This is a genomic window from Cryobacterium sp. TMT2-15-1 (genome assembly GCF_004402345.1).
Classification (GTDB): domain Bacteria; phylum Actinomycetota; class Actinomycetes; order Actinomycetales; family Microbacteriaceae; genus Cryobacterium; species Cryobacterium sandaracinum.
Genome location: NZ_SOGD01000007.1, coordinates 1 through 14,810, shown reverse-complemented (window position 1 = coordinate 14,810; position 14,810 = coordinate 1). Strand labels below are relative to the sequence as shown.

General features: G+C 66.3%; 12 protein-coding genes. 5 read left to right on the top strand and 7 right to left on the bottom strand.

What is annotated here, in order from left to right:
- Nucleotides 1–92: 92 nt before the first annotated feature.
- The 6 genes from pgl to tkt all read right to left on the bottom strand — a co-directional run bounded on the left by pgl (nt 93) and on the right by tkt (nt 8,329).
- A complete protein-coding gene (gene pgl / locus E3O62_RS01055; RefSeq protein ID WP_134397268.1) occupies nt 93–863 on the bottom strand; it encodes a 6-phosphogluconolactonase in 771 nt (256 codons plus the stop codon).
- Nucleotides 860–1,828 (bottom strand): glucose-6-phosphate dehydrogenase assembly protein OpcA, encoded by a 969-nt coding sequence (locus E3O62_RS01050; RefSeq protein ID WP_134397267.1) that lies wholly within the window; start codon nt 1,826–1,828, stop codon nt 860–862. The genes pgl and E3O62_RS01050 overlap by 4 nt, the downstream gene beginning before the upstream one ends.
- Complete coding sequence (gene zwf, locus E3O62_RS01045) at nt 1,825–3,366, bottom strand: glucose-6-phosphate dehydrogenase (protein ID WP_134396079.1); 1,542 nt, start codon at nt 3,364–3,366, stop codon at nt 1,825–1,827. Before zwf ends, E3O62_RS01050 begins: the two co-directional genes overlap by 4 nt.
- Before the next feature lie 69 nt (nt 3,367–3,435).
- Complete coding sequence (locus E3O62_RS01040; protein WP_134396078.1) at nt 3,436–5,043, bottom strand: glucose-6-phosphate isomerase; 1,608 nt, start codon at nt 5,041–5,043, stop codon at nt 3,436–3,438.
- Complete coding sequence (gene tal / locus E3O62_RS01035) at nt 5,040–6,176, bottom strand: transaldolase (RefSeq protein WP_134396077.1); 1,137 nt, start codon at nt 6,174–6,176, stop codon at nt 5,040–5,042. Before tal ends, E3O62_RS01040 begins: the two co-directional genes overlap by 4 nt.
- Before the next feature lie 59 nt (nt 6,177–6,235).
- Nucleotides 6,236–8,329: a transketolase gene (gene tkt, locus E3O62_RS01030; RefSeq protein ID WP_134397266.1), complete on the bottom strand. Its 2,094-nt coding sequence runs from the start codon at nt 8,327–8,329 to the stop codon at nt 6,236–6,238.
- Nucleotides 8,330–8,612: 283 nt separating this feature from the next.
- Here tkt and E3O62_RS01025 point away from each other — a divergent pair, with 283 nt between their 5' ends.
- Complete coding sequence (locus E3O62_RS01025) at nt 8,613–9,533, top strand: heme o synthase (protein WP_241973242.1); 921 nt, start codon at nt 8,613–8,615, stop codon at nt 9,531–9,533.
- A gap of 76 nt (nt 9,534–9,609) precedes the next feature.
- Here E3O62_RS01025 and E3O62_RS01020 read toward each other — a convergent pair whose 3' ends face one another.
- A complete protein-coding gene (locus E3O62_RS01020; protein WP_134397264.1) occupies nt 9,610–10,551 on the bottom strand; it encodes a heme A synthase in 942 nt (313 codons plus the stop codon).
- Between the two features lie 265 nt (nt 10,552–10,816).
- Here E3O62_RS01020 and sufB point away from each other — a divergent pair, with 265 nt between their 5' ends.
- The 4 genes from sufB to sufC form a co-directional block, all read left to right on the top strand.
- Nucleotides 10,817–12,235, top strand: a complete 1,419-nt coding sequence (gene sufB, locus E3O62_RS01015) for a Fe-S cluster assembly protein SufB (RefSeq protein WP_104099133.1) — start codon at nt 10,817–10,819, stop codon at nt 12,233–12,235.
- The gene (sufD, locus tag E3O62_RS01010) at nt 12,236–13,468 is read left to right on the top strand and encodes a Fe-S cluster assembly protein SufD (RefSeq protein ID WP_134397263.1); all 1,233 of its coding nucleotides are present in this window, start codon (nt 12,236–12,238) and stop codon (nt 13,466–13,468) included.
- Nucleotides 13,469–13,665: 197 nt separating this feature from the next.
- Nucleotides 13,666–13,992, top strand: a complete 327-nt coding sequence (locus E3O62_RS01005) for a non-heme iron oxygenase ferredoxin subunit (RefSeq protein ID WP_134397262.1) — start codon at nt 13,666–13,668, stop codon at nt 13,990–13,992.
- A gap of 76 nt (nt 13,993–14,068) precedes the next feature.
- On the top strand, nt 14,069–14,810 hold a 742-nt coding region (sufC, locus tag E3O62_RS01000; protein ID WP_134397261.1), incomplete at its 3' end, for a Fe-S cluster assembly ATPase SufC.

Below are 14,810 nucleotides of genomic sequence, written 5' to 3'. Positions count from 1 at the left end.
TTGGACCCGCGCGCCTGTCGTGCACTGAGAAAGGCCCCGACCGGAGTCGGGGCCTTTCTCAGTGCACGGGTCTGCCCGAGCGGGTGACTGTTCTAGAACGTCGACGCGGTGAGGTTCTCGGGAACCTCCGCAGCGGCCTCCCGGTCGACGAAGAAGTTCGTGTACCGGCGGCCCTTGATGCCCGCCACGGGCACCTCGTCGCGGCTGGCGCCGGCCAGGGCGAGACCGAGCGCCGATGCCTTGTCCGGCCCGGCCAGCACCATCCACACGCATCGTGAGGAGTTGAGGGCCGGTCGGCTGAGGCTGAGCCGCTCCGCGGGGGGCTTGGGAGAGTTGCGCACGGCGAGCACGCTCTTGCTGTGTTCGCGGATGCCGGCCTGGTGCGGGAACAGGGAGGCGACGTGGCCGTCCGGCCCCACGCCGAGGAAGGTGATGTCGAAGCGCGGCAGGTCGGTTCCCTCGATCGAGGCGGACTCGAGCAGCGCGGCGTAGCTCTCGACTGCGGTGTCGAGGTCGACTCCCTCGTCCGAGGCGGCGAAGGGGTGGATGTTCGCTTCCGGGATCTGGATGTGGTCGAGTAGGGCGGTGCGCGCCTGGCGCTCGTTGCGGTCGGGGTGCGCCTTGGGTACCCAGCGCTCGTCACCCCACCAGAACGTGACCAGGCCCCAGTCGATGGTGTCGCGGGCCGCGGAGGCGTTGACAGCTTCCAAGACCTCGATCGCGACGCTGCCGCCGGCCAGGACCACGTTGACTTCTCCCTGTTCGTGCAGGAGATCCACGGTCGTTGTGATGAATCGGGCCGCCACCGAGGCGGCCAGGGCCGCGCGATCGGTGTGCACGAGTACGCGTCGTTCGTTGGTCACGGTCGTCCTTCGTTGTGTTCTGCGACCACATTGTCAAGGTGCGGTAGGCCGCGCGTGATGACCTCACCATACAGCTCATCGGGGTCGAGGCGGCGCAGCTCGTCGCTGAGGCAGTCCCGCAGGCTCCGGCGCTTGAGGGTGAGGTCCTGAACGGGTTGGCCGGGCTGGGTGAGTCTGGCGACGTCGGGCACGTCTCGTTCGAGCGAGATGAGCCCGGCCGAGCGCGTCAGGTGCACACTCCGGATGCCGTGGGACAGCGGCCCCGTCGTGAACTCGTAGTCCACCGAGACCTGCAGTTGCAGGGCGAGCCAGGCGGCGAGCAGGGTCGTGGACGGCGAGTCCGCGGCACCGGCCACCTGCACGGCGGTCACGGGCAGGTAGGGCGGCTGGTCGAGGACCGCCGCCAGCTGGGCGCGCCAGAGGGTGAGGCGGGTCCAGGCGAAGTCCGTGTCGCCGGGACGGTATGAACTGCAGAGGTGATGAAGCGCGGCCTGCGGGTCGGGCTGCGCGGAAGCATCCGTGATACGCCGTTGGGCGATGCGTCCGAGGGGCGAATCCGCTGGCACAGTGGGCGCCACACCGGGCCACCAGGCCACGACGGGGGCGTCGGGCAGGAGCAGGCCGGTGACCAGGCTTTCCGGGTCGCTGGCGGCCTCACCGAAGGCGCGCAGCACGATGACCTCGCTGGCGCCCGCGTCCCCGCCGACACGGATTTCCGCGTCGACGCGGGGGGCGAATGGGGAGGCCGTGTCATCCTGGTCCATGGTCGACAGCACGATCACGCGCATGGGGTGTTCTCTGGACGCGTCGTTCGCGGCCTCGATGGCCTCTTCCTCGCGGCCCATGGTGGACGCGATGATGAGCGTAAGTACGCGGCCGAGGGCCACCGCGCCGCCTTCTTCGCGGATGCGCACCAGGGCCTTGGAGATCTTGGAGGTGGTCGTGTTGGGCAGATCGACGATCATGGGCGTCTCCAGTGTCGGCCGTCGCGGGACAGCAGTTCGTCGGCCGAGACCGGACCCCAGGTTCCCGGCCGGTATTGCTCGGGTTGGCCCTGCTTCGCCCAGAACTCCTCGATCGGGTCGAGAATCTTCCACGAGAGCTCGACCTCCTCGTGCCGGGGAAAGAGCGGCGGGTCGCCCAGGAGCACGTCGAGGATGAGCCGCTCATAGGCCTCGGGGCTGGCCTCGGTGAAGGCGTGGCCGTAGCCGAAGTCCATCGTCACGTCGCGCACCTGCATGCCGGCACCGGGCACCTTGGAGCCGAAACGGATGGTGACGCCTTCGTCGGGCTGCACCCGGATGACCAGGGCATTCTCGCCCAACGGTGCGGAGTTCCCCTTGCCGAAGAGGTGCTGGGGGGCTCGTTTGAACACCACGGCGATCTCGGTCACCCGGCGGCCCAGGCGCTTGCCCGCACGCAGGTAGAAAGGCACCCCCGACCACCGGCGGTTCTCAATGGTCAGCCGCAGCGCGGCATACGTTTCGGTGCGGGATTCGGGGTCCATCCCGTCCTCGTCCAGAAACCCCACGACCTTCTCGCCGCCCTGCCAACCGCCGGCATACTGGCCGCGGGCCGTGCCACGGGCGAGGTCGTCGGGAAGCCGGACGGAGGCGAGAACCTTCTCTTTCTCCGTGCGCAGGTCGGCAGCGTCGAAGGAGATGGGTTCCTCCATGGCGGTTAGCGCCAGAAGCTGCAGCAGGTGGTTCTGGATGACGTCCCGGGCTGCGCCGATGCCGTCGTAGTAGCCGGCCCGACCGCCCACGCCGATGTCCTCGGCCATGGTGATCTGCACGTGGTCGACGTAGTTGGCGTTCCAGATCGGTTCGTACAACTGGTTCGCGAAGCGGAGGGCCAGAATGTTCTGCACCGTCTCCTTGCCCAGGTAATGGTCGATGCGGAAGACCGAGTCGGGCGGAAAGACCGACTCGACCACGGCGTTCAGTTCGCGCGCCGTCTGCAGGTCACTGCCGAACGGCTTTTCGATTACGACCCGCCGCCACTGCCCGTCCGTCTGCTCGGCCAGGCCGGAGCGGCGCAGCTGCTCCGTGACCTGCGGGAATGCCTTCGGCGGGATCGACAGGTAGAACGCATGGTTGCCCATCGTCCCGCGCTCCCGATCGAGTTGCGCGATGGTGTCTTTGAGCAGTTGGAACGACGCGGCGTCGTCGAACGACCCCGGCACGAAACGGATGCCCTCTGCCAGCTGGGTCCAGACGTCCTCGTTGAACTCGGTGCGCGCGTACTCCTTGACCGAGTCGTGCACGACTTTCATGAAGTCCTCGTTGGTCCAGTCGCGGCGTGCGAATCCGACGAGCGCGAAACCCGGCGGGAGGAGGCCGCGGTTGGCGAGGTCATAGACGGCCGGCATGAGTTTCTTCCGCGACAGGTCACCGGTGACGCCGAAGATCACCAAGCTGCTGGGCCCGGCGATGCGATTCAGACGGTAGTCGTTCGGTGAACGCAGTGGATTGAACTCCGGGGTGATTTCCACCGGGGACATGCAACTCCTTCGAGGTGTGGCGTTCGAGCACGTTGTTCGGCGCCGGCCCGCGGACCGGCGCCGAACGGGTTAGCGCAGTGCGTCGAACAGGGTGGCGATGTTCATGGCCGGGTCGGTCAGCGTCAACGTCAGTACGGGGCGACCGTGGTCCGCCAGTACGCTGGCGTCACCGCTAGCCTGGGCCTGGATGAGTTCCCCGAACGTGAAGGGGCGCTCCGGGATGTCGAGGTCGACGTCCGGGGTGGTGAGGATCTGCAGGAACACCCCGGTGGCCGGTCCGCCCTTGTGCAGCTGGCCGGTGGAGTGCAGGAACCGCGGTCCCCAGCCGAACGTGACCGGGCGCTTGGCCAGTGCGGCTAACAGATCACGGATTTCGGCGAGCTGGGGCAGTTCCAGCCGGTTGACGTAGGCCTGCACGGAGATGTAGCCGTCCGTGCCCAGCTCCTCGATCAGGGCATCGATAGCGGAGGGCAGGTCGCTGGCGGCGCCGATCACGTGCGCGGTGCCGCGGATCTCGATTCCGTCCGTGATGAACGCGGCGGGGACCGGTTCGGGACGGGCGTCGAGGAGACCGCGGGTCGCGTTCTTGGCGGCCTCGACATCCGGCTGGTCGAACGGGTTGATGCCCAGCAGGCGGCCGGCGACGGCGGTGGCATACTCCCAGACGAGGAACTGCGCGCCGAGGGTGCCGCTGACCCGGATCTCGTCGTGTCCGCCGTTGTCGGAGAACACGTCGAGGCCGGCGTCGGAGACCAGGCGAACAACCTGCAGGTCAGGCAGGTCCAGGGTCAGCTCGGGGGCGTCCAGGTCGAGCACGACGGGAAGGATGCCGATGCCCTGTTTGCCGGTGGATTCGGCGATCAGCTGTTCGGCCCAGTCGGCGAAACCGACGATGTGGGTGCCATCTTCGACGATTGCGAGCTTGTCGCGGCGCGGGGTGGTCGCGGCGATGGCCGCACCCAGGATGAGCCCCGGGTTCTCGGCGGTGTCCACGGCGAGGGAAAGCGAAATGGCCTCGGCCTCGTCAAGCAGCCCGGCGATGTCCACGCCGGCAAGGCCGGACGGAACGAGTCCGAACGCGGTCAACACCGAGAAACGTCCACCGACCGTGGGGTCCGCGTTGAAGACGCGGTAGCCCACCGAGCGGGCATCCGCGTCGAGGGGGGAGCCAGGGTCGGTCACGATGATGATGCGCTCGACCGGGTCGATGCCGGCCTCGTGGAAAGCGCGCTCGAAGACACGGCGCTGGCTGTCGGTCTCGGCCGTTGAGCCGGACTTCGACGACACCACGAGCGCGGTGGCGGCCAGGTTCTCGCCGAGGGCCGCGAGGACCTGACCGGGGTCGGTGGAGTCGAGCACGGTGAGGTTCACGCCCGCGGTGCGGGTGATGACCTCGGGGGCCAGCGACGAGCCACCCATGCCGGCGAGGGCGATACGGGTGACTCCGCCGGCCCGCAGGGAGTCGCGCAGGGCAAGGATCTCCGCGACCAGTGGACGGGAATCCGTGACGGACTCGGTCCAACCGAGTCGTTTCGCGGCTTCGGCTTCGGCTTCGGGGCCCCAGAGGGCCGGGTCGAGGGCGGTGATCCCGGATGCGACGAGGTCGGCCACCAGGGTCGGGACGGTGGTGCGAACGGCCTCGGCCGCCGCGCCGCTCACGGAGATGTGGAAGCTCACAGTGCCGCCCCGGTCTTGGTCGTCGTGGCGGTCTCGAGGGCAGTGGTCACGGTCTCGAGGAGTTCATTCCACGAAACGATGAACTTGGCCACGCCTTCGGCCTCGAGAACCTGGGTGACGTCGTTGTACGAGATACCCTCGTTCGCGAGTGCGTCGAGAACCAGGTTGGCTTCGTCGTACGCGCCGGTGATGGAGTTCGCGGGGATGACGCCGTGGTCGAGTGTGGCCTCGAGGGTCTTCTCCGGCATGGTGTTGACGACCCCGGGCGCGACCAGGTTGGTCACATACAGGGTGTCGGGGAGGCTGGGGTCCTTGACGCCGGTGGAGGCCCAGAGCGGGCGTTGCTTGTTGGCTCCGGCGCTGATCAGGCCGAGGGCGCGCTCGGTGGAGAAGGCTTCCTCGTAGACCTGATAGGCGAGCTGGGCGTTCGCGACGCCGGCCTTGCTCTTGAGCGCAAGCGCGGCTGTCGTCCCGATGACCTCGAGGCGGGAGTTGATCTCGGTGTCGACCCGCGAGACGAAGAACGACGCAACGGAGTGGATCACGCTGAGGTCGAGGCCGGCCGCCTTGGCCTTCTCCAAACCGGACAGGTACGCGTTGATGACCTGGCGGTGACGTTCGAGGCTGAAGATCAGGGTGACGTTGACGCTGATGCCGAGGGCGATCGTCGCGGTGATCGCCTCGAGACCTTCCACCGTTGCGGGGATCTTGATCATGGCGTTGGGTCGATTGACCTTCGCCCACAGTTCCTGGGCCTGCGTGACCGTGCCGGCCGCGTCGTGGGCAAGCCCGGGCTCGACCTCGATCGACACGCGCCCGTCGACGCCGCGGGTGCGATCGTAAACCGGGCGGAAGATATCGCTGGCCGCGGTCACATCGTCGGTGGTGATCTCGAACACGGCGTCGTGCACGCTGGTGCCGGCGGCGGCAAGCGCGGCCACCTGCTCCGCGTACGCCTCGCCCTTGCTGAGGGCGCCGGCGAAGATCGTCGGGTTGGTGGTCACGCCGACGATGTTCTTCGTGTCGATCAGGTTCGCCAGGCCGCCGGAAGTGATGCGTTCCCGGGACAGGTCGTCCAGCCAAATGCTGACGCCGGCCAATGACAGCTCGGCGAGGGGAGTGTTCTCAGTCATAATTCGTATCTCCTTGGAATGCAGGGTATTCAGGTGTGTGGTGTCGCGGCGTGGCGGGTTCAGTGCGCGGCGAGGGATTCCTTGGCGGCGGCGACGACGGCATCCGTCGTGATGCCGAATTCACGGAACAGGGTCTTGTAGTCGGCCGACGCGCCGAAGTGCTCGATCGAGACGCTGCGGCCGCGGTCGCCGACGTACTTGTCCCAGGTCAACGCGATGCCCGCCTCGACGGATACCCGGGCGGTGATCGATGCGGGCAGGACAGCCTCGCGGTACTCGGCGCTCTGCTCCCGGAACCATTCGAGGCTGGGGGCCGACACGACGCGCGCGCTGATGCCTTCGGTCTGGAGCTGCTCGCGGGCCGCCAGGGCCAGCTGCACCTCGGAGCCGGTGCCGATCAGGATCACCTCAGGGGTGCCGCCCGCAGCCTCAGCGAGCACGTAGGCGCCCTTCGCCACGTTCCGGGCGGATGCGAGCACGTCGCCGGTGGCGTCGCCCTCGCCGCGCTCGAACACGGGAATGTTCTGGCGGGTCAGCACGATACCGGCCGGTCCCTGGCGGCGCTCGAGAATCGTCTTCCACGCCCAGGACACCTCGTTGGCGTCGCCGGGGCGCACCACGTCGAGTCCGGGGATGGCGCGCAGGGTCGCGAGCTGCTCGATCGGCTGGTGGGTGGGGCCGTCCTCGCCGAGGGCGACGGAGTCGTGGGTCCAGACGAAGACCGAGGGGGCCTGCATCAGCGCGGCCAGGCGGATGGCCGGGCGCATGTAGTCGCTGAAGATCAGGAAGGTGCCGCCGAAGGGGCGGGTGTTCCCATGCAGCACAATACCGTTCAGGATGGCGGCCATGGCGTGTTCGCGGATGCCGAAGTGCAGCACGCGGCCGTAGGGGTTGCCGGTCCATTCGCCGGTGGAGTGCTCGCTCGGAATGAAGGAGGCAGCGCCACCAATGGTGGTGTTGTTCGATTCTGCGAGGTCGGCGGAGCCACCCCACAGCTCGGGGACGACCGTGCCGAGCGCGGTGAGGACCTTGCCGGACGCGGCACGGGTCGATACCTCCGTGCCGGCGGGGAAGACGGGCAGGGCGGCCTCGACGCCGTCGGGCAGGTCGCCGGAGAGCACCCGATCGAGCAGGATCTTGCGCTCGGGGTTGGCGGTCGCCCAGGCGTCGAACTCGACGTTCCAGGCGGAGTGGGCGGCGGCCCCGCGGTCCACGGCCTGACGGGTGTGCGCGATGACCTCGTCGGCGACCTCGAAGGCCTGTGCGGGGTCGAAACCGAGGACCGTTTTGACGGCGGCCAGCTCCTCGGCGCCGAGCGCCGAACCGTGGATCTTGCCGGTGTTCTGCTTCTTCGGGCTGGGCCAGCCGATGATGGTCTTCAGGATGATCAGCGACGGCTTATCGGTGACGGCCTGGGCCGCCTCGATCGCGTCGTTGAGCGCGGCGACGTCTTCGACGTAGGCGCCGGTCTTCTTCCAGTCGACCGTCTGCACATGCCAGTCATAGGCCGAGTAGCGGGCCGCGACATCCTCGGTGAAGGCGATGTTGGTGTCGTCCTCGATGGAGATCTGGTTGCTGTCGTAGATCGCGATCAGGTTGCCGAGCTGCTGGTGGCCGGCCAGGGAGGAGGCCTCGCTCGTGATGCCTTCCTGCAGGTCGCCGTCGCCGGCGACCACGTACACGAAGTGATCGAACGGGCTCGTGCCGACCGACGCCTCCGGGTCGAACAGTCCGCGCTCGAAGCGGGAGGCGTAGGCGAAGCCGACGGCGGAGGCCAGACCCTGGCCCAGAGGACCGGTCGTGATCTCGACCCCATCGGTGTGGCCGTACTCCGGGTGCCCGGGCGTCTTGGAACCCCAGGTGCGCAGAGCCTTCAGGTCGTCGAGCTCGAGTCCGTAGCCACCGAGGTACAACTGCACGTACTGGGTGAGCGAGCTGTGGCCGACCGAAAGGATGAAACGGTCCCGACCGATCCACTCGTTGTCGGACGGGTCACGCCGCATCACCTTCTGGAACAGGAGGTAGGCCGCGGGAGCGAGGCTCATCGCGGTACCGGGATGCCCGTTCCCGACCTTCTCCACGGCATCGGCCGCGAGGAGGCGTGCGGTGTCGACCGCCGTGCTGTCAATCGAATCCCACTGCAGTGCTGCCACTTGATATTGACCCTTCTGAAGACGAGGGAGAAGGTTGCTGAGAACCCGCACCCGCTATTGTGCGCGCCCGAGGACATCAGCGTCATCACGGTGTCGCAGCAGATGCCCGGTTCCGGTGGATCAGCATGCATGCACCGAGATTGGCGAGCACCCCCAGTATAGGCAACGCCGGTTCGGACCCGTGATGTGTCGTCTCGTGACGCATCCCCGGCGGCCCGGCGACGGTTTCGGATCCGACAGTTCGCCTAGAATCACAGTCACTGTCACCAGCGTTGGAGGAGCCTTGCCCGGAGCCGCCGAAACCCACACCCTGAGCACCCCACGCACGCTCCGGCGCACGGCAAGGGCCTACCTCTCGCTGACCAAGCCGCGGGTCGTGGAACTGCTCCTGGTGGTCACCGCTCCCACGATGATCCTGGCCGAACAGGGCATCCCGAGCCTGTGGCTGGTCGTGGCAACCCTGATCGGTGGTTCGCTTAGCGCCGGCTCTGCCGGGGCGTTCAACTGCTACATCGACCGGGACATCGACCGGCTGATGAAGCGTACCCAAAATCGCCCGCTCGTCACGGGGGAACTCACCGACCGGCAGGCCCTGGTGTTCGCGTGGCTGGTCGGTCTGGCATCGATTCTCTGGCTGCTGGCCTTCACGAACTGGCTCGCCGCGGCCCTGTCGCTGGGTGCCATCCTGCTCTATGTCGTCCTCTACACGATGGTTCTGAAACGCCGCACGGCCCAGAACATCGTCTGGGGCGGCATCGCGGGCTGCATGCCCGTGCTCATCGGCTGGGCCGCCGTGACCGGCGACCTGTCATGGCCGCCCGTCATCCTGTTCCTGATCATCTTCCTGTGGACGCCGCCGCACTACTGGCCGCTGTCCATGAAATACCGTGACGACTATCAGGCCGCCGGCGTGCCGATGCTGGCCGTCGTGCGCGGCCGCAGCCAGGTGGGCCTACAGGTCATCCTGTACGCCTGGGCGACCGTCGCCTGCTCGCTCCTGCTCGTGCCGATCGCCGGCATGGGCCTGCTGTACCTCTTCGTAGCCCTGGTGACCGGCGCCTGGTTCATCTCCGAGACGCACCGGCTGTACGGCCTGGCGATCCGCTACGCGGAGGTGTCGCCGATGCGCGTCTTCCACGGTTCGATCGCCTATCTCACCCTGTTGTTCCTGGCCGTCGGAGTTGATCCGCTGCTCCCGTTCTAGCCCGCAGCTGCCATTCGACACCGGGCACGGCGTTCGGGCTGTGATGACCACACCCAAACGACGAGGACTGACGTCGCTACCGGCGACCGACCAGGTCGGGGGTGGTCGCACTGGGGGACACCCGCATGTCCATCGGTGTGCTGAGGTTCAGGACGAGCGCGGTCAGGATGGCCACGAGCACGCAGGAGAGCACCATGTGGATGCCGACCAACCCGGCAGGCAGCCCCGTGTTGGACTGGATCAGGCCGACGCCGACCTGCATGGCCTCGACGAGCAGAAGGAGAAGTGCCCAGCCCTGCGTCGGCAGAGCGCGAGAGAAGGCCGCGACCAGGAGAACCACGGTGAGGGCAACGGTGACGTAGGCCGGCCAGCTGTGCACGTGCTGCAGGATTTCGGGGTCAAGGCCCGTGCGGGGAGCATCCGCATCCCCGGCGTGCGGGCCCGAGCCGGTGGTGAGGATGCCGACGAGGATCGTGACGAACACGACCGCGCTCGTCACATATGCCAGCGTCCGATACCAGACCGGAACCGCGAGGGTGCGCGGCACCCGGCCGGTGTAGACCCGGTGCACGAAGACGGTGCACAACACGACCAGGATTACGGAGATCACGAAGTGGATGCCGACCACATAGGGGTTCAGCCGGGCAAGAACGCTGATGCCGCCGATAACGGCCTGCGCGGGGATGCCCAACCCCGCGAGCAGGGCGACCCAGAACAGGTCGGGGCGTTCCTTACGGAGGCGCACCACGGCGAGGAAGGCCGCGATCGCGACCAGGCCGAGGGCAACTCCGAGCAGGCGATTGCCGAATTCGATGTAACCGTGGATGCCCATCTCGGGCGTGTTGACGACTGAGTCCGCGGTGCACTTGGGCCAGGTGGGGCAACCGAGGCCCGAGCTGGTCAGGCGCACCAGACCACCCGTCCCGACCAACAGAATCTGGGCGGTGAGGTAGATCCACGCGATCACACGCACACGCCTGTCAATCCTGGTCGGCAACCACGCCGTAATTCGATTCACCGGTTCTGCTCCCTCTTCGATGACCACATGTGAAAACGCCGGATCGCACCGCTGAACCCGTCGCCAGCCTGTAGAATTAGGTGTTTCATGGGCGGGAACGTAGCGGTTGACACAACCGCGGCGCTCCACCCCGTCGTCCTTAAACATCTTAGGTACGCAACGTAGCCGCCCACACAACCGATCCCAGACCGGGTCTCCGCTGGAGGCCATTCTGGGAACGACCGGACTAATATCCGGGTTGCCGTGGATGGGAGAAGAGGTAAATATGTCTGACGTCCTGCTTGACCGCCCCGAACTTGCGGGGCTTGGTGTCTACGAATTCGGGTGGTCCGACTCCGATGCTGCTGGTGCCTCCGCCCGCCGTGGGATCTCGCCGGAGGTGGTGACTGATATCTCCAATCTCAAGGGCGAGCCTGAGTGGATGCTGCAGCGTCGCCTCAAGGCCCTTGAGTTGTTCGAGCGCAAGCCGATGCCGACCTGGGGTGCTGACCTGTCGGGCATCGATTTCGACAACATCAAGTATTTCGTGCGTTCCACGGAGAAGCAGGCCCAGACGTGGGATGACCTGCCCGAGGACATCAAGAGCACCTATGAGAAGCTCGGCATTCCCGAGGCTGAGCGTCAGCGTCTTGTCTCCGGTGTCGCGGCCCAGTATGAGTCTGAGGTGGTTTATCACCAGATCAACGAGGAATTGGCTGCGCAGGGTGTCATCTTCATGGATACCGACACGGCGTTGAGGGAGCATCCGGAGTTCTTCGAGGAGTACTTCGGCACGATCATTCCCTCCGGCGATAACAAGTTCGCGGCGTTGAACACCTCGGTGTGGTCGGGCGGCTCTTTCGTGTATGTGCCGCCGGGCGTGCACGTGGAGATCCCGTTGCAGGCCTACTTCCGCATCAATACGGAGAATATGGGGCAGTTTGAGCGCACCCTGATCATCGCGGACGAGGGCAGCTACGTGCACTACATCGAGGGGTGCACGGCCCCGATCTACTCGTCTGATTCTCTGCACTCCGCGGTGGTCGAGATTGTGGTGAAGAAGAATGCCCGCGTTCGCTACACGACTATTCAGAACTGGTCCACGAACGTCTACAACCTGGTCACGAAGCGTGCGACGGCGGCGGAGGGTGCCACGATGGAGTGGATCGACGGCAACATCGGTTCCAAGGTCACGATGAAGTACCCGTCGATTTATTTGATGGGTGAGCACGCTAAGGGGGAGACCCTGTCGGTGGCGTTCGCGGGTCCCGGTCAGCATCAGGATGCGGGCGCGAAGATGATCCACATGGCGCCGTATACGCAGTCTTCGATCGTGTCGAAGTCGATTGCCCGGGGTGGTGGCCGGTCCGGTTACCGCGGTGAGGTGCGGGTGGATGCCACGGCGCACCACTCCGCGAACACGGTGCGCTGTGACGCGCTGCTGGTGGACACGAAGTCGCGTTCGGACACGTATCCGTCGATCGATATCCGGGTCGATGATGTGCAGTTGGGCCATGAGGCCACGGTGTCGCGGGTCAGCGAGGAGCAGCTGTTCTACCTGATGAGCCGGGGGATGCCCGAAGACGAGGCGATGGCCATGATCGTGCGCGGCTTCATCGAGCCGATTGCCCGGGAGCTGCCGATGGAGTACGCCCTTGAACTCAACAAGCTCATTGAAATGGGCATGGAAGGATCCGTCGGCTAAATGTCCGCCGCCTCTGCACAACTCAATTCCCCCCCAACCACCCCGGCATCCGCAACGGATGCCCTGCCTACTGCGCAGCAGCACGGCATCAAGGAGCACTCGGACGGCCGTTTCGGTTATGTGCCGGTACAGACCCGGTCGGACCGGTTCGCGAGCGTGAACGTGGCCGACTTCGGTCCCGTCACGGGTCGTGAAGCGGTCTGGAAGCTATCGCCGGTGAAGAAGTTCACCGACCTGACCGCGGGTGTGCTCGACGGGTCGGAGTACCCGGTCGAGTCTTCACGCGTCACCGGGGTCAGCGTCGCCTGGGTCGATCGCACCGACTCGCGGATCGGTTCGGCCGGAGCGCCCGAGGAGCGCGCGTCGGCGAACGCGTGGTCGAGTTTCGAGAAGGCTCTCGCGATCACGATCAGCGGCGAGGAGGCCAAGGAGGTCACGGTCACCCGTGCCGGCCTGGGTTCCGGCCCGCGCGGCGCGCACACCATCATCGAGGCCAAACCATTCAGTCAGGCCATCCTGATCCTGGAGAACACGGGTGAGGCCCGGCTGAGCGAGAACGTCGAGATCATCCTGGGCGAGTCCGCGAACCTGACCGTGGTCAGTCTGCAGGAATGGGGCGACACGGCCGTGCATCTGACGAACCACTTCGCCACCATCGGCCGCGACGCACGGTTGAAGCACATCGTGGTGAGCCTGGGCGGCAGCATCGTGCGGGTGAACCCGTCGGTGCGTCTGGCCGGGATCGGTTCGGACACGGAGCTGCTCGGCCTGTACTTCGCCGACGCCGGCCAGCACCTCGAGCAGCAGGTGTTCGTGAACCATGTCGCGCCGAACAGTCGCAGCCGCGTCACCTACAAGGGTGCGTTGCAGGGTCAGGGTGCCCGCACCGTGTGGATCGGCGACGTCCTGATCGGGCGGGACGCGGCCGGGACCGACAGCTACGAACAGAACCGTAACCTCGTGCTCACCGAAGGCACCCGAGCGGACTCGATCCCGAACCTCGAGATCGAGACCGGCGACATCACGGGAGCCGGGCACGCGAGCGCGACCGGCCGCTTCGACGACGAGCAACTGTTCTACCTGCAGTCCCGCGGCATCAGCGAAGACGAAGCCCGGCGCCTCGTCGTGCGCGGCTTCCTCAGCGAGATCGTGCAACACATCGGCTCCCCCCTGCTCGAAGAACGCCTCCAGGCGGCCATCGAAGCAGAACTCACCGTGAGCGACCCGAGCTAAGCATCCGAAGCCGGATACCCGGCCCCCAGGTCGACCGATCGGCCACCCAACTTGTCGGCGTACGCGCCGGAGAACGAGNCGCCTCGTCGTGCGCGGCTTCCTCAGCGAGATCGTGCAACACATCGGCTCCCCCCTGCTCGAAGAACGCCTCCAGGCGGCCATCGAAGCAGAACTCACCGCAACAAAGGACAACTGACATGGCATCCACCAAGATCTGTGGCTTCGACGAACTCGGCGTCAACGAGGCAGTCAAAGTCGAAATCGATGGCGTCCCCATCGTTGTCGTCCGCGACGCCGCCGGAGACGTCTTCGCCATCGGCGACACCTGTACCCACGGCGACATCTCCCTGTCCGAAGGTTTCGTCGAGGGCGACACCGTCGAATGCTGGGCCCACGGCTCCAAGTTCTCCCTGAAGACCGGCAAGCCGCTCAACCTCCCGGCCTATGAGCCGGTCCCGGTCTACAAGGTCGACCTGGTCGACGGTGTGGTCTACATCGACCCAGCCGTCACCGTAGCCGTCTGACGCGGGCCCAGTCCCGCACCGGCCGATCGGCCACCCAACTTGTCGGCGTACGCGCCGGAGAACGAAAGAGAATTCCATGTCAGTTCTACAGATCATCGACCTGCACGTCAGCGTCGAGACCGACCAGGGCACCAAGCAGATCCTGCACGGGGTGAACCTGACCATCAACGAGGGCGAGATCCACGCCATCATGGGCCCCAACGGCTCCGGCAAATCGACCCTCGCCTATACGATCGCCGGGCACCCGAAATACACCGTCGACAGTGGCTCGATCCTGCTCGACGGCGAAGAGGTCACCACGATGACCGTGGACCAGCGCGCCCGCGCGGGCCTGTTCCTGGCCATGCAGTACCCGGTGGAGATTCCCGGCGTGACCGTGACGAACTTCCTCCGCACGGCGAAGACCGCCATCGACGGCACCGCGCCGCCCATCCGCACCTGGATCAAGGATGTACGCGAGTCGATGAAGCAGCTCCGCATGGACAAGTCCTTCGCCGAACGCAACGTGAACGAGGGCTTCTCCGGCGGTGAGAAGAAGCGCAACGAAATCCTGCAGCTCGAACTGTTGAGGCCCCGCTTCGCGGTGCTCGACGAGACCGACTCCGGACTCGACGTCGACGCGCTCAAAATCGTGTCGGAGGGTGTGAACCGGGCCAAGGAGAACACCGGCCTGGGTCTGCTCCTGATCACGCACTACACCCGCATCCTGCGCTACATCAAGCCGGACTTCGTGCACGTCTTCGTCGACGGCCGCATCGCCGAACAGGGCGGCCCCGAACTCGCCGACCGCCTCGAAGACGAGGGCTACGATCGCTTCC